Source organism: Nocardioides massiliensis, from assembly GCF_030811215.1.
GTDB classification, from domain to species: domain Bacteria; phylum Actinomycetota; class Actinomycetes; order Propionibacteriales; family Nocardioidaceae; genus Nocardioides_A; species Nocardioides_A massiliensis.
This window is the reverse complement of the sequence record NZ_JAUSQM010000001.1, coordinates 2,664,814-2,690,572: the sequence shown is the minus strand read 5'-3', so window position 1 is coordinate 2,690,572 and position 25,759 is coordinate 2,664,814. Positions and strand designations below refer to the sequence as shown.

Sequence of the window (25,759 nt, the reverse complement as noted above, 5' to 3'; positions counted from 1 at the left end):
CCGTCTCACTGAAACGTGTTCCGGTCCCGGCGAGATGGTGCAGGTGTACGGCGTGGGGTGCGGGTACGGCGCAGCGGTGCGGCCCTACCAGCGGTCGCGCACGCAGTCCCAGATGACGTGCGCGAGGGCGGACTTCGACCCGCGCGGCACCTCGACCGCGCTGCCGTCGGAGCCGAGGACGACCGCCTCGTTGTCGGGCTCACCGAAGACCCGGCCGTCGCTCACGTCGTTGACCACGAGCAGCTCGCAGCCCTTGCGGGCGAGCTTGGCCCGGCCGAGCTCGAGGACCGAGCGCTGCCCGTCACCGGTCTCGGCGGCGAACCCGACGAGCACCTGGCCGTCGCGGACCCGGTCGCGGGTCAGGCCGGCGAGGATGTCGGGGTTCTGCGTCAGCGCGATCGACGGCGCGGAGCCGTCGTCGGGCTTCTTGATCTTCGAGTCCGAGCGCTCCAACGGACGGAAGTCGGCCGGCGCGGCCGCCATCACCACGGCGTCGGCGCTCGCCGCAGCTGCCCGTACGGCCTCACCCAGCTCGATCGTCGAGCCGACGTGGACGACGTCGACGCCCGACGGGTCCGGCAGCGTGGTGTTGGCCGCGACCAGCGTGACCTCGGCCCCGCGCAGGGCCGCGGCCCGAGCCAGCGCCCAGCCCTGCAGACCCGAGGACCGGTTGCCGAGATAGCGGACCGGGTCGAGGTACTCCCGCCCGCCCCCGGCGGACACCACGACGTGACGACCGGCCAGGTCACGCTCGAGCGGGGCGACGGCGGAGCGCTCGAGCACGTCGAGCGCCGCGGCGAAGATCTCCGCGGGCTCGGGCAACCGGCCCTTGCCGCTGTCGGCGCCGGTGAGACGTCCGACTGCGGGCTCCAAGACGATCACCCCGCGCTCGCGCAGCAGGGCGACGTTGGCCTGGGTCGCCGGATGCTCCCACATCTCGGTGTGCATCGCCGGGGCCATGACGACCGGGCAGCGTGCCGTGAGCAGCGTGTTGGTGAGCAGGTCGTCGGCAAGGCCGTGCGCGGCTTTCGCCAACAGGTCGGCGGTCGCCGGCGCGACGAGCACCAGGTCGGCCCCCTGGCCGATGCGGACGTGCGGGACCGCGGCGACGTCGGACCACACGTCCGACGCCACCGGCTTGCCCGACAGCGCCGCCCAGGTCGGTGCGCCGACGAACTCCAGCGCAGCGGCCGTAGGGACGACGGTCACGTCGTGCCCCGACTCCGTCAGCCGACGGAGCACCTCGCACGCCTTGTAGGCAGCGATGCCTCCGCTGACGCCGAGGACGACGGACATCCGGGGGGTGTCCTCAGGACCCGGCTCAGGCCGTCGCGGGGTCCGCGGCGGCCTCGGCCTCTCCGGGCTCGATGTCCTCGCAGGTCAGCAGGTCGGCGTTGATCTCGCGCAGCGCGATCGAGAGCGGCTTCTCCTGCACGTGGGTGTCCACGAGCGGGCCGACGTACTCCAGCAGGCCCTCACCGAGCTGGGAGTAGTAGGCGTTGATCTGCCGGGCCCGGCGCGCGCTGTAGAGGACGAGCTTGTACTTCGAGTCGGTCTTGGTCAGCAGCTCGTCGATCGGCGGGTTGGTGATGCCTTCGGCAACAGGGGTAATGCCAGACACGCGCTCACGCCTTCACAGGTTGGGGTTCGAAAGATCGGTGGTCGGCCGTCGATCGGGGCCGGACCCACCCATCAAGGCTACCAATTCCTCGGCTGCAGCGGGAATCTCGGTGTTCACGATGGTCACGTCGAACTCCGACTCCGCCGCCAGCTCCTCGCGCGCAGTGCCGAGCCGGCGCTCGCGCTCGGCCTCGTCCTCGGTGCCGCGACCGACCAGCCGCCGTACCAGCTCGTCCCAGGTGGGCGGGGCCAGGAAGACGAAGAACGCCTCCGGCATCGCCGCTCGCACCTGCCGCGCACCCTGCAGGTCGATCTCGAGCAGGGCCGGGCGGCCCGCCTCGAGGACCTCGGCGACCGGTCCCCGCGGGGTGCCGTAGCGGGCGGCGCCGTGGACGACGGCCCACTCGAGCAGCTGCTGCTCGGCGATCATCGCGTCGAACTGCGCATCGTCGACGAAGTGGTAGTGCACGCCGTCGACCTCGCCCGGTCGCGGGCGCCGGGTGGTGGCCGACACCGAGATCCACACGTCGGGGTGGTGCTGACGGACGTACGCCGCCACGCTCCCCTTGCCCACCGCGGTGGGGCCGGCCAGCACCGTCAGTCGCCCGGCGCCGGAGGTCCGTGCGTCACGGTCAGCCACGGTCGGCGAACTCGCGCTCCAGGGCGGCGATCTGCTTGGTGCCCAGCCCGCGCACCCGGCGGCTCTCGGAGATGTTGAGGCGCTCCATCAGCTGGCGGGCGCGGACCTTGCCCAGGCCGGGCATCGCGGTGAGCAGGTCGATGACGCGCATCTTGCCGATGACCTCGTTGACCTGCCCCTCGTGCAGCACCTCGGCGAACGAGGCACCGGAGTGCTTGAGCCGGTTCTTCACCTCCGCCCGCTCGCGCCGCGACGCCGCGGCCTTCTCGAGGGCAGCCTGACGCTGCTCCGGGGTGAGGGGCGGCAAGGCCACGGTCACAGTCCTCGTTCGTCTTCTCGGCTGGTGCGGCTCGCGGCGCGTGGACGGCGGCGGCCCCGGACAGGAGGGAATCTAGACACCCTGCGCGTCACCCGCAACGGCGGCCCTCGCTCCTGCGATCAGTCGCGCGTCGCACCGTCACCTGCGCCGTCACCCTCGTCATCGCCCTCGTCATCGGTGGCACCGAGTGCCACGTCACAGGACTGGCGGGCGTGATCCTCGATGGCGCGCGAGGCACGGTTCGCGTCAGTCGACCCGAGCTCGGTGGCGGCGGTGGTGACGGCCGCCACCTCCTCCTCGGAGGCGTCCTCCAGGGCGGTGAGATCGACCTCGTCGCCGCTGAGGTCGACCCCGGCCGCGACGAGCGCGTCGCGCAGCCCGCGGAGGCGCAGGATGAGCGTGTTCCAGTCGGCAGAGATCTCACTGGGAGCCTCGGCGGCGAGTCGCTCGAGGACGTCGAGGCTGTCGTTGAAGGTCTCCACCGCGGAGTCCCCGGAGTCGCCCACCAGCACGGCGAGCTCGTCGTTGCTGGCGCGCACGGTCTCGCAGTACGGATCGGCGTCCTCGCGCAGCAGGACGAAGGCGCCCGCCCCGGCCAGCGCGAGGACCAGCACCGCCACGATCGCCACCATCCAGCGGCGTATCCGGTTGCGAGGTGGGGCGGCGGACGAGTGGTCGGGCAAGGGCCCCGCGGGCGTCCCCTCCGCGCCGCTCATCGCGTCAGCTCCCCGGCCGCGTCCGCGGCGCGGCGGACGGCGTCGCGCAGCGCGGTGGCATCCGGACCGGCCTGCAGGATCTCCCGCGACGAGGCGGGCAGGACGTGCCGGGCGCTGGCGCCGAACACGCGGCGTACGTCGTCGAACGTCGCGCCCTGCGCACCGACGCCCGGGGCGAGGATCGGTCCGTTGATCGCGAAGTCCTCGCCGAGGCGTTGGGTCGACGGCTGCACCGTGGCGCCCACGACCACACCGACCGAGCCGAGCGGGGTCGCGTCCGCGTTGCGCGCGGCCACCTCGCGCAGCACGGTCGCCCCGACGCCGGCACCCTCCTCGGTCACGGCCCGCTGGAACTGCGGTCCCTCGGGGTTGGAGGTCAGGGCGAGCACGAACAGCCCCGCGTCGTGGGCCGCAGCGGTCGTCAGGAACGGCTCGAGGCTGCCGAAGCCGAGGTAGGGCGAGACGGTGATCGCGTCGACGGCGAGCGGCGAGCGCGGATCGAGGTAGGCGTCGGCGTACGCCTGCGACGTCGACCCGATGTCGCCGCGCTTCACGTCGAGCAGCACGAGCGCCCCTGCCTCGCGGCAGGTGGCGATGACCTCCTCGAGCACGGCGATCCCGGCGGACCCGTGGCGCTCGAAGAACGCCGACTGCGGCTTCACGATCCCGGCCTCGGCACCGAGGACCTCCGCGGCGAGGCCGGCGAAGCGCCGCAGCCCGTCAATGGTGTCGTCGAGCCCCCACTGCGTCAGCAGGGACGGGTGCGGGTCGATGCCGGCGCACAACGGACCGCGGGCGCCGATCACGTCGTGCAGTCGCTGGCCGAAGGTCATGGGGTCTCCTCGTCGGACGGCTCAATCGGGTGCGGGGTCATGGCGGCCAGGGCGGCGCTCAGCTCGGTGCGCAGGCGTTGCGGAGCGACCGGGTCGCGCAGCAGGGTCGTGCCGACCTGCACGGCGCTGGCGCCGGCAGCCAGGTGGGCGGCCACGTCGGCACCGGTGCGCACTCCCCCGCTGGCGACGATGCGCGCCTGCGGGAGCGCGGCCCGGACCTGGTGCACGGACCGCAGCGCGACCGGCAGCAGCGCTGGACCGCTGAGGCTCAGCCGGTCGGGGTCGAAGGCGGGGAACGGGGGCCGGCCGGTCGCGGGGTCCACGGCGTACGCCGGTGCGGCATCCACCAGCGTGACGGCGTCGGCTCCGGCGTCGACCGCGGCGCGGGCCAGGTCGACGACCTTGTCGGGCAGCGCGGGCAGCTTGGCCAGCAGTGCACAACCGGGCGGCAGCTCACCGCGCACCGCCGCCACGACGCGACCGACGTGGAACCCCTCGGTGACCGGGTGGAAGCCCAGTCCGCGCGCCCCCGGAGGGGCGAGCCTCAGCTCGACGCCGATGACGCCGGGGGCCGCAGCCGCGTGCCGGACGATCTCGGCGTAGTCCCCCAGCGTCGCTGCCGCGACGGACACGATCACCGGCACCTTCCGGGCGACGAACCACGGCACGTCCCCGGCCAGCAGCCCGGAGATGCCGGGACCCTCGATGCTCGTGGGGTGCACGAGGCCAGCCGGGGTCCCCCACCACCGCGGGCCGGGCGGGCTCGACGCCGACGCCAGCGCGACGGTGGGACTGACCCAGGCACCGAGCGCGGACAGGTCGGCGAGGTCCTCGAGCGTGCGTGTCACACGCAGGCAGCCCGATGCCGCGACCACTGGACCCCGCAGGCGCACCGCTCCGAGGTCACCGACCGCGGGGGCGCGCGTCGCCTCGGCCGCGCTCACGAGGTCACCTCGTCCCAGCGCACCCGGTCCCCGCGGAAGACCGGACCCTCCGTGCAGGCGCGCACGTTGCGGGCGACGGCGTCCTCCCCGACCACCGGCACCAGGCAGCCCAGGCAGTGGCCGACGCCGCACGGCATCGCGCCGGCGTACGCGACCTGGCTCCACGCCCCTCTGGCCTCGGCCTCGGCCGCGGTCGCGCGCAGCAACGGCACCGGTCCGGCGGCGTAGACGACCTCCGGGCGCTGCTCGTCGAGCACCGCCGGCAGCACCTCGGCGAGCTCACCGCGCCGGCCGACCGAGCCGTCGGCGGTGACGACCTGGACCGTGCGCGCCGTACGCCGCAGGTCGAGCGCCCCATAGAGGCGCGCATCGCTCGCGGCACCCAGCACGACGTGGACCACGCAGCCGCGCTCCTTGAGCCGGCCGGCCAGCCCGAGCACCGCGGCCACACCGTCCTCGTGGGCCACGAGCGTGCAGGTCACCGCCTCCCTCGGCAGGGCGAAGGGGCGGCCCAGCGGCGCGGTCAGGGGTACGGCGGTGCCGGGTGCTGTCTGCACGAGCCAGCGGGTGCCGGGGTCGCGCTCGGCGACGAGCAGCTCGATGGTGCTCCCGTAGGTGCCCGACGGTCGGGTGCGCAGGATCCAGAAGGCGTGCCGGGCCAGCCGGTCGCTGTCGGGTCCGCCGAGGGTGAGCTCGGCGAAGGTCCCGGGCCGGTGCAGCTCGGCGACGCCGGGGGCGACCAGGGTCACCACGTGGAGGCTGCCGGCGCGCTTGTGGGCGAGCACCTCCGCGTCGGTGTGGAGCACCCGGGGAGCCGTCACGGGTGCGGGTGCTCCTCGAGCCCCCGCGCGATCCGCCGGGGCCAGGCCGGTCCGCCGTACACGAATCCGGTGTAGGCCTGCAGCAGGGTCGCCCCTGCCGCGAGCCGGGCACGCGCCTCGTCCACGTCGTCGATCCCTCCCACGCCGATGATCGTCAGGTCGTCGCCCACTGTGGCACGCAGCAGCCGCAGGACCTCGGTGGCACGCGCGGCGACCACCGGTCCGGAGATGCCGCCGGCGCCGAGGGCTGCCACGACCTGCTGGTCGGAGGTCAGGTCGTCGCGCGAGATCGTCGTGTTGGTGGCGACGATGCCGTCGAGGCCGAGCGCGAGCGCCAGGTCGGCGACGCCGGTGACGTCCTCGTCAGCCAGGTCGGGCGCGATCTTCACCAGCAACGGCACCCGGTCGCGCCCGGCGGCGTCCGTGGCCTGGTCGGCGGTGCGACGCACGTGCGCCAGCAGCGGCTCGAGCCGCTCCACCGCCTGCAGCGACCGCAGTCCCGGGGTGTTGGGCGAGCTGACGTTGACGACCAGGTAGTCGGCGTACGGCGAGAGCAGGCGTGCGCTGAGGCCGTAGTCGCCGAGGACGGCCGCCTCGTCGTTCTCGTCGACGACCTTCGTCTTGCCGATGTTGACGCCCAGGACCGGTCCCCGTGCCGGCCGCTCCCGCCGGTTCCGCTTAGCCGCGCGCGCCGCGAGCCGCTGGGCGACCGCCTCGGCACCGTCGTTGTTGAAACCCATCCGGTTGACGATCACGCGGTCGTCGGGCAGGCGGAACAGCCGCGGGCGGGGGTTGCCGGGCTGCGCCCGGCCGGTGACCGTGCCGACCTCGACGAACGCGAACCCCAGCGCGGCGAGCGCGTCGATGCCGACGGCGTTCTTGTCGAAGCCGGCGGCCAACCCGAGCGGGTGCGCGAACTCCAGACCCATCGCGGTCACCGGGCGCGCCGGACCCGGCCGCACCCGGTCGAGCGCGGCGAGCGCCGGACGCGCGGCGCGGATCGCCCGGAACGCCTGGTGATGGGCGGTCTCGGCGTCGATACGGACGGCGACCGAGGCGAAGGCCCGCTCATAGAGGGTCACCGCGCAGCCCACTCCTGCAGGCTGCGTACGCCGATGTCGCCGCGCCGCAGCGCCTCGATGCCCTGGACCGCGGCAGCGAGGCCCGGCACGGTGGTGATGCACGGGACGTTGGCCATGACCGCGGCGGTGCGGATCTCGTAGCCGTCGAGGCGGACGTTGCCACCGCCCGCGCCGTACGGCGTGTTGACGATGAGCTGCACGTGCCCGTCGAGGATCGCCTGCACCGTGGTCGGCTCGCCGTCGGGACCAGGACCCTCGTGGTGCTTGCGGATGACCTCGGCCCGGACGCCGTTGCGGCGCAGCACCTCGGCGGTGCCCTCGGTCGCGAGGATCTCGAAGCCGAGGTCGGCCAGGACCTTGATCGGGAAGATCATCGAGCGCTTGTCGCGGTTGGCCATGCTCACGAAGACCTTGCCGGAGGTCGGCAGCGGACCGAACGCCGCCACCTGGGCCTTGGCGAAGGCGGTGCCGAAGTCGGCGTGCAGACCCATCACCTCGCCGGTGGACTTCATCTCCGGACCCAGCACGGTGTCGACCTGGGCACCGTCGGCGGTGCGGAACCGGTTGAACGGCATCACGGCCTCCTTGACCGCGATCGGCGCGTTCTCGGGCAGCAGCCCGCCGTCGACCTCGGGCAGCATCCCCTCGGCGCGCAGCGTCGCGATCGAGTCGCCGAGCATGACGCGGGCAGCTGCCTTCGCCAGGGCCGTGCCCGTCGCTTTCGCGACGAACGGCACGGTGCGGCTGGCGCGCGGATTGGCCTCCAGGACGTAGAGCACGTCGGAGCCGAGCGCGAACTGGATGTTGATCAAGCCGCGCACGCCGACACCGCGCGCGATCGCGGCCGTAGCCTCGCGGATCCGGTCGATCTCGCGGGCGCCCAGCGTGATCGGCGGGAGCGCACACGAGGAGTCACCGGAGTGGATGCCGGCCTCCTCGATGTGCTCCATCACGCCGCCGAGGAAGAGGTCCTCGCCGTCGTAGAGCGCGTCGACGTCGATCTCCACGGCGTCGTCGAGGAAGCGGTCGATGAGCACGGGCGCCTCGGGGCTGATCAGCCCGGCCGCGACGTACTTCTCGAGGTAGCCCTCGAGCGTCGCGCGGTCGTAGACGATCTCCATGCCCCGGCCACCGAGCACGTACGACGGCCGCACCAGCACGGGGTAGCCGATGTCCTCGGCGATGGCCTCCGCCTGCGCGAACGAGCTCGCCGTGCCGTGCTTCGGCGCGGTCAGCCCGGCCTCGGCGAGCACGCGGCCGAACGCACCGCGCTCCTCGGCGAGATCGATGGCCGCCGGCTGGGTGCCGACGATCGGGATGCCCGCGTCGGCCAGGCCCTGGGCGAGCCCGAGCGGGGTCTGCCCACCGAGCTGGCAGATGACACCCACGACGGGGCCGGCCTGCTGCTCGGCGTACACGACCTCCAGGACGTCCTCGAGGGTGAGCGGCTCGAAGTAGAGCCGGTCGGAGGTGTCGTAGTCGGTGGAGACGGTCTCGGGGTTGCAGTTGACCATCACGGTCTCGTAGCCCGCGCCGCCGTTGGCGCCGCTGCCCTTGCTGTGGCTCAGGGCGAGCGAGGCGTGGACGCAGGAGTAGTCGAACTCGATCCCCTGCCCGATCCGGTTGGGTCCCGAGCCCAGGATGATCACGGCCTCCCGCTCACGCGGCGCGACCTCGGTCTCCTCGTCGTAGCTGGAGTAGTGGTACGGCGTGCGGGCGGCGAACTCGGCGGCGCAGGTGTCGACGGTCTTGAACACCGGGCGTACGCCGAGGGCGTGCCGCACCCCGCGGACCACGGCCGCGGGCAGGTTGCGGATGCGGCCGATCTGCTCATCGGAGAAGCCGTGCCGCTTGGCCCGGCGCAGCAGCGGACCCGTGAGCTCGGGTGCGGCCGCGAGCTCCCCGGCGACCTCGTTGATCAGCAGCAGCTGGTCGACGAACCACGGGTCGATCGCGGTGGCGTCGTGGATCTCCTGCGGAGTCGCCCCGGCGCGCAGTGCGTCCATGACCTTCTTGAGCCGGCCGTCGTGCGGGGTGCGGATCTCCTCGAGCAGCGCGGCCTTGTCGAGCTCGACCCACTCGTGGGCCCAGTCGAACGGCGCGTTCTTGCTCTCCAGCGACCGCAGCGCCTTCTGCAGCGCCTCGGTGAAGTTGCGCCCGATCGCCATCGCCTCGCCCACCGACTTCATGTGGGTGGTGAGCGTCGGGTCGGCGGCGGGGAACTTCTCGAACGCGAACCGCGGGACCTTGACCACGACGTAGTCGAGGGCCGGTTCAAATGCAGCCGGGGTCCATGACCGGGGGGTCTGGGGGGCGCAGCCCTCCAGCGGGGGGTCCGCGGGGGCGGAGCCCCCGCGTGTGGTGATGTCGTTGGGGATCTCGTCGAGGGTGTAGCCGATCGCGACCTTGGCCGCGATCTTGGCGATCGGGAAGCCGGTCGCCTTCGACGCCAGGGCGCTCGAGCGGGACACGCGGGGGTTCATCTCGATGACGATCAACCGGCCGTCGGCGGGGTTGACCGCGAACTGGATGTTGCAGCCGCCGGTGTCGACGCCGACCGAGCGGATGATGCCGATCGAGAGGTCGCGCATGTCCTGGTACTCGCGGTCGGTCAGCGTCATCGCCGGCGCGACGGTGATCGAGTCGCCGGTGTGGACGCCCATCGGGTCGAGGTTCTCGATCGAGCAGATGATGACCACGTTGTCGGCGCGGTCGCGCATGACCTCGAGCTCGTACTCCTTCCACCCGATGATCGACTCCTCGAGGAGCACCTCGGTGGTGGGGCTGGCGGCGAGGCCCGCGCCGGCGATGCGGCGCAGGTCGGTCTCGTCGTAGGCCATGCCCGAGCCGGTCCCGCCCATCGTGAAGGACGGCCGGACCACCATCGGGTAGCCGAGGTCGTCGGCGGCGGCGAGGCAGTCGTCCATGGAGTGGCAGATCGCCGAGCGGGCGACCTCGCCGCCGAGCTCCTCGACGATGCGCTTGAACGACTCCCGGTTCTCCCCGCGGTCGATCGCCTCGATGCTCGCGCCGATCAGCTCGACGCCGTACTTCTCGAGCACGCCGTTGGCGGCCAGGGCCATCGCGGCGTTGAGCGCGGTCTGTCCGCCCAGGGTCGCCAGCAGCGCGTCGGGGCGCTCCTTGGCGATGACCTTCTCGACGAACTCCGGCGTGATCGGCTCGACGTAGGTCGCGTCGGCGAACTCCGGGTCGGTCATGATCGTGGCCGGGTTGGAGTTGACGAGGATGACCCGCAGGCCCTCCTCCCGCAGGACGCGGCAGGCCTGGGTGCCGGAGTAGTCGAACTCCGCCGCCTGGCCGATGACGATCGGGCCGGAGCCGATCACCATGACCGAGGAGATGTCGGTGCGCTTCGGCATGGCTCAGCCTTCCTTCTTGCTCGCGAGCAGTTCGACGAACCGATCGAAGAGGTATCCCGCGTCGCGCGGACCGGCCGCGGCCTCGGGGTGGTACTGGACGGAGAAGGACCGCAGCGCGCCCGTGCTCGGGTCGCGCAGCTCGAGGCCCTCGATCACGTCGTCATTGAGGCAGACGTGGCTCACCCGGACCTCGCCGTACGGCGTGCTGACCGGGTCGTCGATCGCGACCCCGTCGGGCCAGGCGACCGCGAAGCCGTGGTTGTGGGAGGTGATCTCGACCTTGCCGGTGGTCTTGTCCATCACCGGCTGGTTGATGCCGCGGTGGCCGTACTTCAGCTTGTAGGTCTCCAGTCCCAGGGCGCGGCCGAAGAGCTGGTTGCCGAAGCAGATGCCGAAGTAGGGGATGCCGCGCTCGAGCGCGGCCTGCAGGAGTGCGATCTGGTCGGTGGTCGCGGCCGGGTCGCCGGGACCGTTGGAGAAGAACAACCCGTCCGGCTCGACGGCCAACACGTCGTCGAGCGTGGCCGTCGCGGGCAGGACGTGCACCTCGATGCCGCGCTCGGCCATCCGGGAGCTGGTCATCGCCTTGAGGCCCAGGTCGAGGACGGCGACCCGGAACCGCGGACCGTCGGTCGCGGGCACGACGTACGCCTCCTCGGTGGTGACCTCGGTGGAGAGCTCCGCACCGGTCATCTCGGCGCTGGAGCGCACCCGGGCGAGCAGGGCGGCCGGGTCGGTCTCGGTGGTGGAGATCCCGACGCGCATCGCGCCGCGCTCGCGCAGGTGCCGGGTGAGGGCCCGGGTGTCGACGCCGCTGATGCCGACCACGCCCTGCTCGCGCAGGGCTTCGTCGAGCCCGCGGGTCGCGCGCCAGCTCGAGGTGATGCGGGCGGGGTCGCGCAGCACGTAGCCGGCGACCCAGATCCGCCGCGACTCCGCGTCCTCCTCGTTGACACCGGTGTTGCCGATGTGGGGGCTGGTCATCACGACCACCTGGCGGTGGTACGACGGGTCGGTGAGCGTCTCCTGGTAGCCGGTCATGCCGGTGGCGAAGACGGCTTCACCGAAGGTCTCCCCCTCGGCACCGTAGGCCTCTCCGTGGAAGGTGCGACCGTCCTCGAGGACGAGCAACGCTCGGCGGTCGAGCTTGTCGAGGCTCATGCCAGGTTTCCTTCCCGCACGGTGGTCGCACCGCGCAGCAGCGTCGTGTGCACCGACGCCGCGAGCGTCCGTCCGTGCCAGGGGTTGTTGCGAGACAGCGACACCGACGCGTCGCGGTCGACGGTGACCGGCGCGGCAGGGTCGACGAGGACGAGGTTGGCCGGCTCGCCAGGCGCGACGGGGCGACCGTGGTCGGTGAGCCCGGCGATCTCCGCCGGCCGGGTGGCCATCACCCGGGCGACGTCGGCCCAGCCCATGGCGCCGCTCTCCACCATCACGGTGGCGACCACGCCCAGGGCGGTCTCGAGGCCGAGCATCCCGAAGGCCGCGTCGCCGAAGGCGTGCTCCTTGTCGTGGCGGGCGTGGGGCGCATGGTCGGTGGCGACGGCGTCGATCGTGCCGTCGGCCAGCGCAGCCCGCAGGGCCTCGACGTCCTCGGTGGGCCGCAGCGGCGGGTTGACCTTGTAGGTCGGGTCGTAGCCGGCCAGCAGGTCGGTCGTCAGCAGCAGGTGGTGCGGGGTGACCTCGGCGGTGACCTGGATGCCCTGGCTCTTGGCCCACCGCAGCACCTCGACCGTGCCGGCCGTGGAGGCGTGGGCGACGTGGACGCGCGAGCCGGTGTGGCGGGCGAGCATCACGTCGCGGGCGACGATGACCTCCTCGGCGATGCCGGGCCATCCGGGCAGGCCGAGCTTCCCGGACCACTCGCCCTCGTGGCAGCAGGCGCTCGGGCCGGCGAGCGTCGGCTCCTGCGCATGCTGGGAGATGACGCCGCCGAACGCCTTGACGTACTCCAGCGCCCGGCGCATGACGCGGGCGTCGGCGACGCACTTGCCGTCGTCGGAGAAGACCCGGACGCCGGCGCGCGAGCGGGCCATCAGGCCGAGCTCGGCGAGCTCCTCGCCGGCCAGGCCCTTGGTCACCGCGCCGACGGGGTGGACGTCGACGAGGCCGGCCTGGCGGCCGAGGTCGAAGACCCGCTCGGCGGCCTCGGCGGTGTCGGTGACGGGGTTGGTGTTGGCCATCGCCAGCACGGCCGTGTAGCCACCGACCGCGGCGGCCGCCGAGCCGGTGCGCACCGTCTCGGCGTCCTCACGGCCGGGCTCGCGCAGGTGGGTGTGGAGGTCGACCAGGCCCGGCAGCAGGACCAGACCGTCGGCGTCGATCACCTCGGCGCCGCCGGCGGCTGCCTTGCTCACCTTGCCGACCTCGGCGACAGCGCCGTCGACGACGAGCACGTCGGCCGACTGCTCTCCGAGGACGGAGGCGCCCTTGATCAGCACGGATCCGGAGCGCTCCCCCGGCTGGTCGGCACTCATGCCTGGCTCCCTTCGCCGGCGAGGAGGTGGTAGAGGATCGCCATCCGGATCGCGACGCCGGAGGAGACCTGCTCGAGGATCAACGACTGCGCCGCGTCCGCTGCGTCCGCGGCGATCTCGAGCCCGCGGTTCATCGGGCCGGGATGGCAGATCGGGACGTCGGGGCCGAGCACGGCGAGCCGGTCGCGGGTGAGGCCGTAGCCGACGGTGTATTCGCGTCCGGTCGGGAAGAACCCCCCGCTCATCCGCTCGCGCTGGACGCGCAGCATCATCACCGCGTCGGCCTTCGGCAGCACCTCGTCGAGGTCGTACGCTGCGGCGAAGCCGGCCTCCGCGCTCCAGGTGTCGACACCGCTGGGCATGAGCGTCGGGGGCGCGACCACGGTGACCCGCGCGCCGAGCTTGGCCAGGCACGCGACGTTGGAGCGGAAGACCCGGCTGTGGGTCAGGTCGCCCACGATCACGACGTGCTTGTCCTCGAGCGTGCCGAGGCGGCGCGTGAGCGTGTAGGCGTCGAGCAGCGCCTGGCTGGGGTGCTCGTGGGTGCCGTCGCCGGCGTTGATGACCGCGGCGTCCACCCATTGCGCGACCTGGTGGGCTGCGCCGCTGGCGGAGTGCCGCATCACCAGGGCGTCCACGCCCATCGAGGCGATGGTGAGGACCGTGTCGCGCAGCGACTCGCCCTTGGAGGCCGAGGAGCCCTTGCCGGTGATGTTGATCGTGTCGGCGGACAGCCACTTGCCGGCGAGCTCGAAGCTCGACCGGGTGCGGGTGGAGTCCTCGAAGAACAGGTTGATGACCGTGCGCCCGCGCAGCGCGGGGAGCTTCTTCACCTCGCGTCGCTGCACGTCGTGCATCTCGGCGGCGGTGGCGAAAAGAGTGGCGATGTCGTCGCTGGTCACGTCGTCGACGGAGAGCAGGTGCTTCCTCACGCGCCCTCCCCCTTCGCGCCGGCGATCAGGACCTCGTCGCGACCGTCGGTCTCGACGAGCCGGACCATGACCCGCTCGCTGCGGGCACTGGGGAGGTTCTTGCCGACGTGGTCGGCGCGGATCGGCAGCTCCCGGTGGCCGCGGTCGACCAACACGGCCAGACGTACGGCGTCGGGCCGGCCGAGGTCGGCCAGCGCGTCGAGTGCGGCGCGGACCGTGCGACCGGAGTAGAGGACGTCGTCCACCAGCACGACGATCTTGCCGTCGACGCCGCCGGGCGGGACCTCAGTCGGCTGCGGGCCGCGTGCGGGCTGGCGGCGCAGGTCGTCGCGGTAGAGCGTGATGTCGAGCGAGCCGACGGGCACGGCGACGCCCTCGGTCTGGGCGAGTCGCTCACCGATCCGGCGGGCCAGGTCGACGCCGCGGGACGGGATCCCGAGGAGCACGAGCTGGTCGGCGCCCTTGTTGCGCTCGAGGATCTCGTGCGCGATGCGAGTGAGTGCCCGATTGATGTCCGAAGCATCGAGGACGGTGCGGGCGGGCGGGTCGTGCGCAGGCGCGGTCATAGGCCGCAGACCTCCTTCTCCGCCTCACGGGACGGCTCGTTAAAGGATGTCGAAGCACTCGGAACACTAGCAGTGGTCGACCGGTCGACACGCCGCCGCTCGGCCCTCGGTCACCTGTGTCGCTGACCACTCCCCGACCCGATCCCCGACGTCGTGGGACCGACCCTCGGCCGGGTCCCACGTGCGCAGCCGCGTCAGGGTCACCACGGGCGCGGCCTCGACCAGCGGCGCGACCACCGCCAGCGCCTCCTCGACCTGGTCGACGCGCAACGCCCGCGACAGCGACAGGTGCGGCCGCCACCGGTCGCGGCGCCACCCGACGCCCTCCCCCGCGATCGCCGCCACCTCGGCGTGGACCGCCTGCAGCGCCGGGGCCGCGAGCTCGACGACCACGACGCCGCGGTCGGGTCGCCCCAGGACCGCCACCCCCACGACGGGTACGGCGACGGGCAGCAGCCCCAGCACGGGCACCAGATGCTCGGCGGCCACGACGGCCGGCGAGGCCGCGTCGGCACGCGGCACGCCGGGTCGGTCGGCGACGTGCTCGGCGCTCTCCCACACGGTGACGTGCGGCCAGTTGCTCAGTCCCTGGTGGTCGCCACGGCCGGGCAGGCCCGCGCTGCTGAGCGCGTCCCAGTAGCGGCGTACCAGGGCCTCGCCCTCGCCGTCGGGCAGGAGCTCGATCGCAGCACGCACCGGCTCACCGTGACAGGTGGCGGGCACGGGCGAAGCAGAACGCGGCGAAGCAGCCGATGCCGACGGCCACCGCGAGCAGCAGCACCGGTCCGAACGGCTGCTGCAGCACCTCGAGCAGCGCCTGATCCAGGCCGCCGGAGCTGTCCGCATCATGCGTCAGCCCGGCGTGCACCACGAGCCCGCCGACGACGCCGAAGGCGACACCCTTCGCGACGTGTCCGACCGCGCCGAGCGCGACGTAGGCGCGCCCCGCGGAGCCCGTGCGGCCCTCGGTGGCGAGCTCCTTGGCGTGCTTGCGGCTGATACCACGCCAGACGAGCACCACCGCGAAGACCAGGATCCCCACGCCCACCGCAGCGACGATCCACCGGCCCACCGGCAGCGCGAGGAGACGCGCCGTCATCGTCTCCTCGGTGTTGCCACCACCCCCGCCTCCGCCGCCGGACAGCGCGACCCGGATCGCTGAGTAGGACAGGACGGCGTACACGACTGCGCGTCCGGCGCTCTTGACCCGGTCGAGCGCACCGTCGCCGCCGACCAGCTCGACGACGCGCCACAACACGAGCATGAGGAGCCCGACCGCGACCGCCCACACGAGCACGGAGCCGAAAGGCTGGGCCGCCAGCTCCTTCAGCGCGCCGGTGCTGTCGGCCGACCCCGAACGGTCACCGAGTGCGAGCCGTCCCGCGATGAAGGCGATCAGCAGGTGGACGACGCCGTAGGCGACGAGCCCTGCACGGGCGACGTGGTCGAGCGCGTCGCTGCGCTCGACCTTCTGGGCAGCGTGCGCAGCGTCGGTCATGGTGCGCAGCATGCCCTCAACCACGCGGGTTCCATGCCTGGAGGGGCACTCAGCCGGCGAGGTGCTCCTTGTCGCGCACGACGGTGCCGAGGATGCCGTTGACGAAGGACGGCGAGTCGTCGGTGGAGAGGTCGCGCACGAGGTTGATCGCCTCGGTCACGGCGACCGCATCGGGGACGTCGGCGACGTACAACACCTCGAAGACCCCGAGACGCAGCACATTGCGGTCGATCGCGGGCATGCGCTCCAGCGACCACGAGCGCGCGTAGGACGCGAGCACCTCGTCGATCCGGGTGCGGTTCTCGACCACGCCGCGGACCAGCTCGGCGGTGTAGGGGTTGGTCGGGCCCTCACCGTCAGCGATCGCCCGGTCGAGGGCCGTGACCGCGCTCTCGCCGCGCATCTCCGCGGCATACAGCAGGTCGAGAGCCCGCTTGCGGGCCTTGGAGCGTGCGCTCATCAGGAGGAGACGCGACCGAGATAGCTGGAGTCGCGGGTGTCGACCTTGATCTTCTCGCCGGTGGTGATGAACAACGGCACCTGGATGGTGTGCCCGGTCTCGAGCTCGGCGGGCTTGGTGCCACCGGTGGACCGGTCACCCTGCAGGCCGGGCTCGGTGTAGCGCACGACCAGCTCGACGGAGGCCGGGAGCTCGATGTAGAGCACGCGTCCCTCGTTCGTGGCCACGATGGCCTCCTGGTTCTCGAGCATGAAGTTCGAGGCGTCGCCGACGATCTCGGGGGTCACCTCGACCTGCTCGTAGGTGCCGGTGTCCATGAAGACGTAGGACGTGCCGTCGTTGTAGAGGTACTGCATGGTGCGCTTGTCGACGTTGGCGACCTCGACCTTCACGTCGGCGTTGAACGTCTTGTCGACGGTCTTGCCGGACTCGACGTTGCGGATCTTGGTGCGGACGACGGCCCCGCCCTTGCCGGGCTTGTGGTGCTGGAACCACAGGACCTGCCAGAGCTGGCCGTCCAGCTTGAGCACCATGCCGTTCTTGAGGTCGTTCGTCGTTGCCATGCGCGCGGGACACCTTCGCTGTCGGTCCGGGGGGAGGTGGAGCAGCCTGGAAGTCTAACGCCCCGCAGGGCGCCCGCTGCCCGGTCCTAGGCTGAGCCCGTGAACCCGTCCCACCGGAGTCCCTCCGGCCCGATCGTGACCCTGGTGTCGTTCAACCACCGCGTCGAGCGACCCCTGCTGGTGCTGGGACCGGCGCTGGGCACCTCGGTGCGTCCCCTGTGGGAGGAGGTGGCTGCCCATCTGGACGCCGACTACCACGTCGTGGGGTGGGACCTGCCAGGTCACGGCACCAACAACTACCCCGTCCCGGAGCAGTTCACGATCAACGAGCTCACCGCGGCTCTGCTCGCAGCGCTGAGCCCGGTGTTCGCTGATCGCAACGCCGGCGGGGGGCACCTGCACTACGCCGGGTGCGGCATCGGCGGCGTCGTCGGTCTCCAGCTCGGCCTCGACATCCGCGAGCGGGTCGACGCGCTGGTCGTCGCCGGGATGGGTGCCGTCGGGACAGCAGCGTCCCACTGGGTCGAGCGCGCCGGGCTCACGAGCACCTCCGACCTCGCGGCCCTCACCGACCAGCTGCTCACGGGCGTGGTGGCCCCCCAGCTGCTCACCGACCGCCAGGCCACAGCGGCCGCGCTCGTGCGGGCCTTCACGGAGATCGACCCGCCCGGGTTGTCTGCGGCCGGCTACGCCCTGCGCAGCTTCGACCTGCGCGCCGAGCTGCCCCGGATGATCCCGCCGGTCCTCGTCGTCACCGGCAGCGAGGACCGGATCGCGCCCGTGCGTACGGCGCACGAGCTCGCCAACGACGTCCCGCGCGGCGCGGTGATGACGCTCGAGGGCGTCGGACACCTGGCGCCGGCCGAGGACCCCAGTGCCCTCGCCCACCTGATCCGCGAGCACACCACCCCCGAGGGCGCGCCCGCGCCGACCACCGATCACGACCGCGAGTGGGAGCGCCTGCTCAGCGCGGGCGCCGTGACCTTCGAGTCGCTGGCCAGCCGGCAGTCGCCGTACGAGCTGGTGCAGCGCCCGGGACTGGACGAGGCCACCCGGCACGCCCTGATCATCTGCGCGCTCGCGACCGCCGGCCGGCTCCAGGAGCTGGCCGACCACGTGCGCTCCGCCCAGCGGGCGGGCGTGGGCGTCGGGGCGATCGGTGAGGTGCTGCTGCTCGTCGCGGCGTACGGCGGCATGCCGGTCGCGCGCAGCGCCGCCGACGTCGTCGCCCGCACGCTCTACGGGACGCGCCGATGAGCGCCGCCCGAACGCCGCTGCCGACCCGGGCCGACGTGGACGCTGCGACGGTCGCGCTGACCGGTGTCTTCACCCCCACCCCGCTGCAGCGCAACGACCGGCTGTCGGCCGCCAGTGGCTGGGACGTCTGGCTCAAGCGCGAGGACCTGCAGCCCGTGCGGTCCTACAAGGGCCGCGGCGCCTACACGATGGTGGCCCAGCTCGACGATGCTGCGCGGGCCGCCGGGGTCACCTGCGCCAGCGCCGGCAACCACGCGCAGGGACTCGCCCTGGCCTGCGCCCGGGCGGGGGTGCGGGCCCGGATCTTCCTGCCCCGCACCACGCCGCGGCAGAAGCGCGAGCGGGTCGCGGTGCTCGGCAGCGAGTGGGTCGAGGTCGTCATCGGCGGCGACACCTACGACGACGCGGCCGCTGCCGCGGCGGCCCACGCTGCCGAGTCCGGCGCAACGATCGTGCCGGCCTTCGACGAGCCGCGGATCGTTGCCGGTCAGGGGACGGTGACCGACGAGATCCTCACGCAGATGACCGCCGAGATCGGTCGTGCACCCGACGTGCTCGTCGTGCCGGTCGGGGGCGGCGGTCTCCTGGCCGGCGCGGTCTGCGCCCTGGAGGACGAGCCCGTCCGACTCGTCGGCGCCGAGCCGGCAGGCGCGGCGAGCATGGCCGCGGCGATTGCTGCCGGTGCGCCGGTCGACTTGGAGGAGCTGGACGGCTTCGTGGACGGCGCGGCCGTCCGCCGGGTCGGGACCGTGACCCACGCCGTCGTCGCAGCCCGCCCCGTCGCCCCGACGATGATCGCGGTCGATGAGGGCCGCATCTGCGTCGAGATGCTCGACCTCTACCAGTCCGACGGCATCGTCGCCGAGCCCGCGGGCGCCCTCGCCGCGGCCGCCCTCGACCAGCTCGCCGCGCTTCCCGATGCACCTGCCGCCGGCAGCACGGTCGTCTGCGTCGTCTCGGGCGGCAACAACGACGTCAGCAGGTACGCCGAGGTGGTCGAGCGCGCGCTGGTCCACGAGGGACGCAAGCACTACTTCCTGGTGGAGTTCCCCCAGGAGCCCGGCGCGCTGCGCCGCTTCCTCGACGAGGTGCTCGGCCCGGAGGACGACATCACGTTGTTCGAGTACGTCAAGCGCAGCAACCGCGAGACCGGCCCTGCGCTGGTCGGCATCGAGCTCGGCGACCCGGCCGACCTCTACGGGCTCAACGAGCGCCTCGCCGCGAGCCCGCTGCGGGTCGAGGCGGTCGCACCCGACAGCCCGCTGTTCCGCTACCTGCTCTGAGCCGGCGTGCCGATCCGCTCGTACGCCGTGCGCAGCAGCTCCTCGTCGGGCCCGGCCAGCACCGTCGGGCGCGCGAGGCCGTCGAGCACGACGAAGCGCAGCGTGTTGCCGCGCGACTTCTTGTCGACCTTCATCGCGGCGTGCAGCTCGTCCCAACGGTCCGCGCGGTAGCCGGTCGGCAGCCCGACCAGGTCCAGCACCCGCTCGTGCCGGTCGGCGGTCTCGTCGTCGAGCCGGCCCGCAAGGCGCGCGACCTCGGCGACGTACCTCATGCCGATCGCGACCGCCGCGCCGTGACGGAACCGGTAGTCCTCGGCGCGCTCGATCGCGTGGCCGAGGGTGTGGCCGTAGTTGAGCGCCTCCCGGCCCGGGTGGCCTCCGCTGCCGCCGGTCTCCCTGAGGTCATCGACGACGACGTCGATCTTGACCTGGATGCCGCGCACGACCAGCTCCCGCAGCTCCGGGCTCGTCGGGTCGGTCGCGGCGCCCGGGTCGGCCTCGACGAGCTCGAGGATGCGCGGGTCGGCGATGAAGCCGCACTTCACGACCTCGGCCAGCCCGCTCACGAGCTCGTTGTGGGGCAGTGTCGTGAGCGACTCCAGGTCGCACAGCACGCCGGCCGGCTCGTGGAACGACCCGACGAGGTTCTTGCCGGCGGCGGTGTTGATCCCGGTCTTGCCACCGACGGCGGCGTCGACCATCGCGAGCAGCGTGGTGGGGACGTGCACGACCCGCACCCCCCGCAGCCAGGTCGCGGCCACGAACCCACCGAGGTCGGTCGTTGCGCCACCACCGAGGGTGATCACGGCGTCGGAGCGCGTGAACCCCGCCTCCCCCAGCACCGACCAGCAGAACGCCGCGACCTCCGCCTGCTTGGCGGCCTCGCCGTCCGGGACCTCGATCGTGCGGGCGTCGTACCCCTCGCGCAGCAGTGCCTCGCGCAGCGCGGTTGCGCGGGCGACGAGGGTGCGCGGGTGGATCACCGCGACCCGCTGGGCGTCCTCGCCCAGCATCGCGGGCAGGCCCGCCAGCAGCGTGCCGGTCAGACCGTGGCCGACCAGGACGTCGTACGGCGCGGCGCCCCCGACGTGGAGGCGGGTCGTGCCGGTGACGGGATCGGTGGTCATCGCTTCTCCTCCAGGAGCTCTCGCACCAGCGCGGCGACGTCCGCGGCGTCCCGGCCGTCGGTGTCGACGACGTGGGTGGCCACGGACTCATAGACCGGGGTGCGCTCGTCGAGCAGCTGCTTGACGCGGGCGCGGACGTTGCCGAGCAGGAGCGGACGGCCGGTGCCCATCCCGACGCGCTTGACCGCGTCGGCCAGACCGACCTGCAAGAAGACCACCCGGTGGTCGGCGAGTGCGTCGCGGATGGCCGGCGTCATCACGGCTCCCCCACCCAGCGCGAGCACGCCGTCGTGCTCGCCGAGCGCCGTGACGACGGCGTCGCGCTCCAGCTCGCGGAAGGCGGCCTCACCGTCGTCGACGAAGATCTCCGAGACCGGCTTGCCGGCGCGGGTCTCGACGTCGGCGTCGGTGTCGCGGAAGCCGACCCCGGCCGCCTGCGCGAGCATCCGTCCGACGGTCGTCTTGCCGGCCCCCATCGGGCCGACGAGGACGACCAGCGGGCGCACGGCGGGCGTCGCGGCGCTCACCGGTAGCGGAGGGTGTCGAGGTAGCTCTCGGCGTTGCGCCGGGTCTCCATCACCGAGTCGCCGCCGAACTTCTCGACGACCGCCTCGGCGAGCACCAACGCGACCATCGCCTCCGCGACGATGCCGGCTGCGGGTACGGCACACACGTCGGAACGCTGGTGATGGGCGACGGTGGCCTCACCGGTCGCGACGTCCACGGTGCGCAGGGCGCGCGGAACGGTGGCGATCGGCTTCATCGCCGCGCGCACGCGCAGCACCTCCCCCGTGCTCATGCCGCCCTCGATGCCGCCGGACCGTCCGGTCACCCGGCGGATCCCCTGGCCTTCGTCGACGATCTCGTCGTGTGCCTCCGAGCCCGGGACGTGGGCGAGGTCGAAGCCGTCACCGAGCTCGACTCCCTTGATCGCCTGGATCCCCATGAGTGCGCCGGCGAGGCGCGCGTCGAGCCGCCGGTCGCCGTGCACGTGGGAGCCCAGGCCGGGCGGCAGCCCGTGGACCGCGACCTCGACGACGCCGCCGAGGGTGTCGCCGTCCTTGTGGGCCTGGTCGATGCGCGCGACCATCGCCGCGCTGGCCTCGGGGTCGAGGCAGCGCACCGGGTCGGCGTCCAGCTTCGCGACGTCGTCGGGGTCGGGGACCAGGCCGTACGGCGCCTTCACCCCGCCCAGGGCGACGACGTGGGAGACGATGCGGGCACCGACGGTCTGCTGGAGGAACTTGGACGCCACGGTGCCCAGCGCAACCCGAGCCGCGGTCTCGCGGGCCGAGGCCCGCTCGAGGATCGGCCGGGCGTCTTCGAAGGCGTACTTCTGCATGCCGACCAGGTCGGCGTGCCCGGGGCGCGGCCGGGTGAGCGGCGCGTTGCGCGCGAGCGACTCGAGCTCGGCCGGGTCGATCGGGTCGGCGGCCATCACGCGCTCCCACTTGGGCCACTCGGTGTTGCCGACCTCGATCGCGACGGGGCCGCCCTGCGTGCGGCCGTGCCGAAGCCCGCCGATCACGCGGACCCCGTCGGCCTCGAACTTCATCCGGGCGCCTCGGCCGTAGCCGAGACGGCGACGCGCCAGGGCGTCCGAGATGTCCTCGGTCGTGACCTCGACGTGGGCCGGGAGCCCCTCGAGGATCGCGACCAGAGCAGGTCCGTGGGACTCGCCCGCAGTCAACCAACGCAGCATGGGGCTCAGTCTTTCACGGGGGCGCCGCCCGACCGGTCACCGGCTACGGGGGCGAGACCGCCGACGCAGCCGCGTCGCGGACCCTGCCTGCATCTCCAAAGTAGCGCGCCGAGGGGGGCTTGCCGCAAGGCCCCCTCCCCCGGCGAGAATCCGGCGCTCGACGACGAACGGGAGGCGCGATGGCGCGGACGGATCAGCAGGTGGCGCAGCACGACGTGGTGGTCGTGGGCGGTGGGCCGACAGGACTGATGCTCGCCGGGGAGCTGGCACTGGCCGGCGTCGACGTCGCGATCGTCGAGCGCCGCGCCGACCAGGTGCTGACCGGCGCGCGGGCCGGCGGGCTGCACGCGCGCTCGATCGAGGCACTCGACCAGCGCGGCATCGCCGACCGGTTCCTCGCCGAGGGCCAGGTCGTGCAGGTGGCAGGCTTCGCCGGTGTCACCTTCGACCTCACCGGCTTCCCGACGCGGCATCCCTACGGTCTCGGGCTGTGGCAGAACCACATCGAGCGCCTCCTCGCCGACTGGGTCGCGGGGTTTCCTGTTGTCCGGTACGCCGGGCGCGAGGTGGTGGCCCTCGACCAGGACGAGCAGCGCGTCGATCTGCGGCTCGCGGACGGCGGCGTCCTGCGGGCGGCGTACGTCGTGGGCTGCGACGGGGGCCGGAGCACGGTGCGCAAGGTGGTCGGCATCGACTTCGTCGGATGGGAGCCCTCGATGAGCGCGCTGATCGCCGAGGTGGAGATGACTGAAGCGCCGGAGCTGGGGACGCGCCGGGACGCCGCGGGGATCCACGCGCTGGGACGGGTGGACTACGAGATCCGCGACGGGGCAGTCGTCTTCGCCGATCACGGCCCGGTGCGGGTGATGGTGACCGAGCAGCAGGCCGTCCGTGCTGGCGCCGCGACCGAGGAGGCGACGATCGAGGACGTCCGGACCGCTCTCATGGGCGTCTACGGCACCGACTTCGGCGCTCACAGCCCGCTGTCGATCTCGCGCTTCACCGATGCGACGCGCCAGGCCGAGTCCTACCGTCGCGGCCGCGTGCTGCTCGCCGGCGACGCGGCCCACATTCACTCTCCGGTCGGCGGCCAGGGACTCAACACCGGCCTGCAGGACGCGCAGAACCTCGGGTGGAAGCTCGCCCAGGTGGTGCGCGGCATCTCCCCCGACGCGCTGCTCGACAGCTATCACGCCGAACGGCATCCGGTGGCCGCTCGCGTCCTGCGCGACACCATGGCGCAGGTCGCGCTCACCCGTCCCGGCGACGCCCGCCACGAGATGCTCCGGGAGACCGTCGCCGAGCTCGTCGACCGCGAGCCGACCCGGACGGCGTACGCCGCGCGGATGTCGGGTCTCGGCATCCGCTACGACCTCGGCGAGGGACACCCGTTGCTCGGCCGGCGCATGCCCGACCTCGACCTGGAGCTCCCCGACGGACCGCGACGCGTCTTCGAGCTGCTGCACGCCGCCCGGCCCGTCCTGCTCGACCTGGGCACCCCCGGCGCTCTGGCGGCATCGGGGTGGTCGGACCGCGTGCGGGTCGTCGCGGCGGCGTACGACGGAACGTGGGAACTGCCGGCGCTCGGGACCGTGACACCCCCGACGGCGGTGCTCATCCGCCCGGACGGCTACGTCGCCTGGGTCGGTGAGGGCATGGCTGTCGGGCTCGACGCTGCGCTGCGCCGGTGGTGCGGGGAGCCGGCCTGATACGCCGACCCCACATTCCTCGCCGTGGTCTTCAGAGGGCGTCGCGCCATCAGATCCGGATCTGCCGATGATCGGAACGGGCGGCACACCCGCTCGCCAGGGCACTGTGTGGTCACAAGCAGGGCGGATCGATGTTCGTTAGCGGCGTGATGGCCTCCACCAACGGCGGCGCCGGTGACACGAGATGGTGTGGGTGTCGGTGTCGCCCGGCTCGGTTGCTGGGGGGACCGGGTTCAGGTCAAGGTGCTCGATCGCTTGGAGCACCCCGCGGAGATGCGCGCACTCATGCACGATCGAGACGTATTCGTCGGTCGGTTCATCGAGGAAGGCGCGAACAGATGCGGTGTCGTCCGAGACCTGTCCCATCATTTCCAGCTTCGGGGTGTCGTAGGTCGCGTAGGCATCCTCGACCGGGATGGCCCAGTAGTAGTCGACGGGGAACCGCAGTTCTTCGCCGAACTGCTCTTCGACGGCGTCGAGGACGCGTCCGATCGCGGTGCGTAACTCGGCCACCGTGATATCTGGCGGAGTCGTCATGTGCTCATGGTGCCAGCGGCAAACCGGTGGGTGAACCACGGGCACGACTCGCCGCACGTCCGCGAGCCAGCGCTACCGGCCTCCACTCGTACTGCGAGTAGAACGCGGTCATGCCGATGTCAGTGGCGATGGCCGTCGAGGGCAGCACTGTTCTCGTCCACGACTGCGAGGATGGAACCCGCTTCCCTACCCGAGCGTCCCAGTACTAGAACGTGATGCTCTGACGGGCCCAAGGAGGAGGCAGGATGAAGAAGTGGTTGTTCGGAGGCACTGTCATGCTCCTGCTCGCTTTCGGGGCGGGCATCGCCATATCCCATGCGGGAAGCGGCAATCCGGTGGCCACCTACGCGGGCGATGTACCCACCTTCCTAGCGGGCGCCTCGGGAACGCTCGTCCTTGAGGACGGATGCCTCTATCTGCGGGGCCAAGGAACTCGACGCCTTCCCATTTTCCACGACGAGGAGGTTGCCTGGAACCGCGACTCGCAAGAGTTGACCTATCTCGGTGAGAAGTACCGGCTCGGTGACTACATCGACCTCATGGGCGGCGTGATGGATTTGCGAGAGGTCGGGGGCCTGAGACTCCCGAGAGGTTGCGCCCCAGAGAACCCGTTCGCCGTTGCGCCGTCGCGGTAGGCCGCACAGGGACATGCAACGCCCGCCCTGACCGCAAGTGCGGTCATGCCGATGACAGGGCTTCATCTGCCCACTCCATTCATTTTCGTTATACGATTTCTCCATGGTGGCGGAGGGACAAATCCGGCAATGGGCTGATGAGGCCGAAGCTGGCTACGACGTCGAGGAGTTGAAGCGTCGCGGCCGCGGTCGACCCGGACGTGGCGCGGAGCCCATGCAGGTCGTGGCCGTGCGCCTTACCGCAGAAGAGTTGGCCGCCGTGGACGCCGTAGCCGAACGAGAGAACATCTCCCGCTCAGAGGCGATCCGTCGAGCCTTGGCGGGGTTCGCTGCGTGAACGTCCATCCCAGTGCGCTCAAGCACGGGGTACTTCCTGAGGACGCGATCCAGGCAGCCGACTGGTCTCAGTGAATCGAGCCTCTCGAGGAGGAGGACTGGCCGCACCGGGAGTTGCGGCTCGGATTCGACACGCGAGCACGACTGCTTGAGACCGTGGTTCTGGTCTTTGAGAGCGGTGACGAGCTCGTGATCCACGCGATGCCTGCGCGCAAGCAGTACTGGGATCTGTTGCCCTGATCAGCCGCCCGGATCTGCCGCTGTTGGCGCGCGGAACTGCCGATGAGCGGGCGTGGGTAGGCGACTCCGGTCGTACCCG

27 protein-coding genes are annotated in these 25,759 nt (G+C 72.3%); 5 read left to right on the top strand and 22 right to left on the bottom strand.

Features of this window, described 5'->3' with window-relative positions:
• Positions 1 to 84: 84 nt before the first annotated feature.
• From coaBC to efp, 18 genes are all read right to left on the bottom strand, one after another.
• Complete coding sequence (gene coaBC / locus J2S59_RS13365; RefSeq protein WP_068120176.1) at positions 85 to 1,296, bottom strand: bifunctional phosphopantothenoylcysteine decarboxylase/phosphopantothenate--cysteine ligase CoaBC; 1,212 nt, start codon at positions 1,294 to 1,296, stop codon at positions 85 to 87.
• Between the two features lie 25 nt (positions 1,297 to 1,321).
• A complete protein-coding gene (rpoZ, locus tag J2S59_RS13360) occupies positions 1,322 to 1,621 on the bottom strand; it encodes a DNA-directed RNA polymerase subunit omega (protein WP_068120174.1) in 300 nt (99 codons plus the stop codon).
• Between the two features lie 12 nt (positions 1,622 to 1,633).
• The gene (gene gmk, locus J2S59_RS13355; protein WP_068120172.1) at positions 1,634 to 2,260 is read right to left on the bottom strand and encodes a guanylate kinase; all 627 of its coding nucleotides are present in this window, start codon (positions 2,258 to 2,260) and stop codon (positions 1,634 to 1,636) included.
• Complete coding sequence (mihF, locus tag J2S59_RS13350) at positions 2,253 to 2,573, bottom strand: integration host factor, actinobacterial type (protein WP_068120180.1); 321 nt, start codon at positions 2,571 to 2,573, stop codon at positions 2,253 to 2,255. Before mihF ends, gmk begins: the two co-directional genes overlap by 8 nt.
• Positions 2,574 to 2,698: 125 nt before the next feature.
• Entirely contained in the window at positions 2,699 to 3,295 is a 597-nt protein-coding gene (locus tag J2S59_RS13345; RefSeq protein ID WP_306825204.1) for a flagellar basal body-associated FliL family protein, read from the bottom strand.
• Entirely contained in the window at positions 3,292 to 4,128 is an 837-nt protein-coding gene (pyrF, locus tag J2S59_RS13340) for an orotidine-5'-phosphate decarboxylase (protein ID WP_068119853.1), read from the bottom strand. The genes J2S59_RS13345 and pyrF overlap by 4 nt, the downstream gene beginning before the upstream one ends.
• The gene (locus J2S59_RS13335) at positions 4,125 to 5,072 is read right to left on the bottom strand and encodes an alpha-hydroxy-acid oxidizing protein (protein ID WP_068119851.1); all 948 of its coding nucleotides are present in this window, start codon (positions 5,070 to 5,072) and stop codon (positions 4,125 to 4,127) included. Before J2S59_RS13335 ends, pyrF begins: the two co-directional genes overlap by 4 nt.
• A complete protein-coding gene (locus J2S59_RS13330; protein ID WP_068119849.1) occupies positions 5,069 to 5,893 on the bottom strand; it encodes an iron-sulfur cluster-binding protein in 825 nt (274 codons plus the stop codon). Before J2S59_RS13330 ends, J2S59_RS13335 begins: the two co-directional genes overlap by 4 nt.
• A complete protein-coding gene (locus J2S59_RS13325; protein ID WP_306825203.1) occupies positions 5,890 to 6,975 on the bottom strand; it encodes a quinone-dependent dihydroorotate dehydrogenase in 1,086 nt (361 codons plus the stop codon). The genes J2S59_RS13330 and J2S59_RS13325 overlap by 4 nt, the downstream gene beginning before the upstream one ends.
• On the bottom strand, positions 6,972 to 10,355 hold the full coding sequence (carB, locus tag J2S59_RS13320; protein ID WP_068124093.1) for a carbamoyl-phosphate synthase large subunit: 3,384 nt from the start codon (positions 10,353 to 10,355) through the stop codon (positions 6,972 to 6,974). Before carB ends, J2S59_RS13325 begins: the two co-directional genes overlap by 4 nt.
• 3 nt (positions 10,356 to 10,358) lie before the next feature.
• Positions 10,359 to 11,516, bottom strand: coding sequence for a glutamine-hydrolyzing carbamoyl-phosphate synthase small subunit (gene carA, locus J2S59_RS13315; RefSeq protein WP_068124091.1), 1,158 nt, complete (start codon positions 11,514 to 11,516; stop codon positions 10,359 to 10,361).
• On the bottom strand, positions 11,513 to 12,835 hold the full coding sequence (locus J2S59_RS13310) for a dihydroorotase (RefSeq protein WP_068124089.1): 1,323 nt from the start codon (positions 12,833 to 12,835) through the stop codon (positions 11,513 to 11,515). The genes carA and J2S59_RS13310 overlap by 4 nt, the downstream gene beginning before the upstream one ends.
• Positions 12,832 to 13,767 (bottom strand): aspartate carbamoyltransferase catalytic subunit, encoded by a 936-nt coding sequence (locus J2S59_RS13305; protein ID WP_068124088.1) that lies wholly within the window; start codon positions 13,765 to 13,767, stop codon positions 12,832 to 12,834. Before J2S59_RS13305 ends, J2S59_RS13310 begins: the two co-directional genes overlap by 4 nt.
• Positions 13,764 to 14,333, bottom strand: coding sequence for a bifunctional pyr operon transcriptional regulator/uracil phosphoribosyltransferase PyrR (gene pyrR / locus J2S59_RS13300; protein ID WP_068124086.1), 570 nt, complete (start codon positions 14,331 to 14,333; stop codon positions 13,764 to 13,766). Before pyrR ends, J2S59_RS13305 begins: the two co-directional genes overlap by 4 nt.
• A 66-nt stretch (positions 14,334 to 14,399) precedes the next feature.
• On the bottom strand, positions 14,400 to 15,029 hold the full coding sequence (locus J2S59_RS13295) for a 2'-5' RNA ligase family protein (protein WP_068124084.1): 630 nt from the start codon (positions 15,027 to 15,029) through the stop codon (positions 14,400 to 14,402).
• A 4-nt stretch (positions 15,030 to 15,033) separates the two neighbouring features.
• Positions 15,034 to 15,831, bottom strand: a complete 798-nt coding sequence (locus tag J2S59_RS13290) for a DUF1206 domain-containing protein (protein ID WP_220138588.1) — start codon at positions 15,829 to 15,831, stop codon at positions 15,034 to 15,036.
• A gap of 49 nt (positions 15,832 to 15,880) precedes the next feature.
• Positions 15,881 to 16,291 carry a transcription antitermination factor NusB gene (nusB, locus tag J2S59_RS13285; RefSeq protein ID WP_068124080.1) on the bottom strand — a complete coding sequence of 137 codons (411 nt, stop codon included), beginning with the start codon at positions 16,289 to 16,291 and terminating at the stop codon, positions 15,881 to 15,883.
• Positions 16,291 to 16,854 (bottom strand): elongation factor P, encoded by a 564-nt coding sequence (gene efp, locus J2S59_RS13280; protein ID WP_068124077.1) that lies wholly within the window; start codon positions 16,852 to 16,854, stop codon positions 16,291 to 16,293. Before efp ends, nusB begins: the two co-directional genes overlap by 1 nt.
• 99 nt (positions 16,855 to 16,953) lie before the next feature.
• Here efp and J2S59_RS13275 point away from each other — a divergent pair, with 99 nt between their 5' ends.
• Both J2S59_RS13275 and ilvA read left to right on the top strand, forming a co-directional pair.
• Positions 16,954 to 18,111 (top strand): alpha/beta fold hydrolase, encoded by a 1,158-nt coding sequence (locus tag J2S59_RS13275; RefSeq protein WP_306825202.1) that lies wholly within the window; start codon positions 16,954 to 16,956, stop codon positions 18,109 to 18,111.
• Complete coding sequence (gene ilvA, locus J2S59_RS13270) at positions 18,108 to 19,394, top strand: threonine ammonia-lyase IlvA (RefSeq protein ID WP_068119775.1); 1,287 nt, start codon at positions 18,108 to 18,110, stop codon at positions 19,392 to 19,394. The genes J2S59_RS13275 and ilvA overlap by 4 nt, the downstream gene beginning before the upstream one ends.
• On the opposite strand, the gene aroB is transcribed toward ilvA, so the two are convergent.
• Genes aroB through aroC form a run of 3 tightly spaced genes read right to left on the bottom strand, consistent with a single transcriptional unit; the run spans position 19,382 to position 22,223 of the window.
• Complete coding sequence (gene aroB / locus J2S59_RS13265; RefSeq protein WP_068119774.1) at positions 19,382 to 20,521, bottom strand: 3-dehydroquinate synthase; 1,140 nt, start codon at positions 20,519 to 20,521, stop codon at positions 19,382 to 19,384. The two genes, ilvA and aroB, sit on opposite strands and share 13 nt — an antisense overlap.
• Positions 20,518 to 21,048, bottom strand: coding sequence for a shikimate kinase (locus J2S59_RS13260; protein WP_306441285.1), 531 nt, complete (start codon positions 21,046 to 21,048; stop codon positions 20,518 to 20,520). Before J2S59_RS13260 ends, aroB begins: the two co-directional genes overlap by 4 nt.
• Complete coding sequence (gene aroC / locus J2S59_RS13255; protein WP_068119772.1) at positions 21,045 to 22,223, bottom strand: chorismate synthase; 1,179 nt, start codon at positions 22,221 to 22,223, stop codon at positions 21,045 to 21,047. Before aroC ends, J2S59_RS13260 begins: the two co-directional genes overlap by 4 nt.
• A gap of 200 nt (positions 22,224 to 22,423) precedes the next feature.
• On the opposite strand from aroC, the gene J2S59_RS13250 reads away from it, so the two are divergent.
• Positions 22,424 to 23,932: an FAD-dependent monooxygenase gene (locus J2S59_RS13250; protein ID WP_068119780.1), complete on the top strand. Its 1,509-nt coding sequence runs from the start codon at positions 22,424 to 22,426 to the stop codon at positions 23,930 to 23,932.
• 138 nt (positions 23,933 to 24,070) lie between these two features.
• Here J2S59_RS13250 and J2S59_RS13245 read toward each other — a convergent pair whose 3' ends face one another.
• Positions 24,071 to 24,469, bottom strand: coding sequence for a hypothetical protein (locus tag J2S59_RS13245; RefSeq protein ID WP_068119770.1), 399 nt, complete (start codon positions 24,467 to 24,469; stop codon positions 24,071 to 24,073).
• A gap of 245 nt (positions 24,470 to 24,714) precedes the next feature.
• On the opposite strand from J2S59_RS13245, the gene J2S59_RS13240 reads away from it, so the two are divergent.
• The gene (locus J2S59_RS13240) at positions 24,715 to 25,104 is read left to right on the top strand and encodes a hypothetical protein (protein ID WP_068119768.1); all 390 of its coding nucleotides are present in this window, start codon (positions 24,715 to 24,717) and stop codon (positions 25,102 to 25,104) included.
• Positions 25,105 to 25,207: 103 nt separating this feature from the next.
• On the top strand, positions 25,208 to 25,441 hold the full coding sequence (locus tag J2S59_RS20360) for a ribbon-helix-helix protein, CopG family (RefSeq protein ID WP_068119767.1): 234 nt from the start codon (positions 25,208 to 25,210) through the stop codon (positions 25,439 to 25,441).
• Positions 25,442 to 25,759 lie beyond the last annotated feature (318 nt).

Bases quoted from the DNA above. Each gene is read 5' to 3' on its own strand.
- J2S59_RS13245 (WP_068119770.1), bottom strand. From the start codon at position 24,469: ATGACGACTCCGCCAGATATCACGGTGGCCGAGTTACGCACCGCGATC.
- aroB (WP_068119774.1), bottom strand. From the start codon at position 20,521: ATGACCACCGATCCCGTCACCGGCACGACCCGCCTCCACGTCGGGGGC.
- pyrF (WP_068119853.1), bottom strand. From the start codon at position 4,128: ATGACCTTCGGCCAGCGACTGCACGACGTGATCGGCGCCCGCGGTCCG.
- efp (WP_068124077.1), bottom strand. From the start codon at position 16,854: ATGGCAACGACGAACGACCTCAAGAACGGCATGGTGCTCAAGCTGGAC.
- J2S59_RS13345 (WP_306825204.1), bottom strand. From the start codon at position 3,295: ATGAGCGGCGCGGAGGGGACGCCCGCGGGGCCCTTGCCCGACCACTCG.
- aroC (WP_068119772.1), bottom strand. From the start codon at position 22,223: ATGCTGCGTTGGTTGACTGCGGGCGAGTCCCACGGACCTGCTCTGGTC.
- nusB (WP_068124080.1), bottom strand. From the start codon at position 16,291: ATGAGCGCACGCTCCAAGGCCCGCAAGCGGGCTCTCGACCTGCTGTAT.
- pyrR (WP_068124086.1), bottom strand. From the start codon at position 14,333: ATGACCGCGCCTGCGCACGACCCGCCCGCCCGCACCGTCCTCGATGCT.
- carA (WP_068124091.1), bottom strand. From the start codon at position 11,516: ATGAGCCTCGACAAGCTCGACCGCCGAGCGTTGCTCGTCCTCGAGGAC.
- J2S59_RS13290 (WP_220138588.1), bottom strand. From the start codon at position 15,831: ATGACCGACGCTGCGCACGCTGCCCAGAAGGTCGAGCGCAGCGACGCG.
- coaBC (WP_068120176.1), bottom strand. From the start codon at position 1,296: ATGTCCGTCGTCCTCGGCGTCAGCGGAGGCATCGCTGCCTACAAGGCG.
- J2S59_RS13240 (WP_068119768.1), top strand. From the start codon at position 24,715: ATGAAGAAGTGGTTGTTCGGAGGCACTGTCATGCTCCTGCTCGCTTTC.
- carB (WP_068124093.1), bottom strand. From the start codon at position 10,355: ATGCCGAAGCGCACCGACATCTCCTCGGTCATGGTGATCGGCTCCGGC.
- J2S59_RS20360 (WP_068119767.1), top strand. From the start codon at position 25,208: ATGGTGGCGGAGGGACAAATCCGGCAATGGGCTGATGAGGCCGAAGCT.
- J2S59_RS13310 (WP_068124089.1), bottom strand. From the start codon at position 12,835: ATGAGTGCCGACCAGCCGGGGGAGCGCTCCGGATCCGTGCTGATCAAG.
- ilvA (WP_068119775.1), top strand. From the start codon at position 18,108: ATGAGCGCCGCCCGAACGCCGCTGCCGACCCGGGCCGACGTGGACGCT.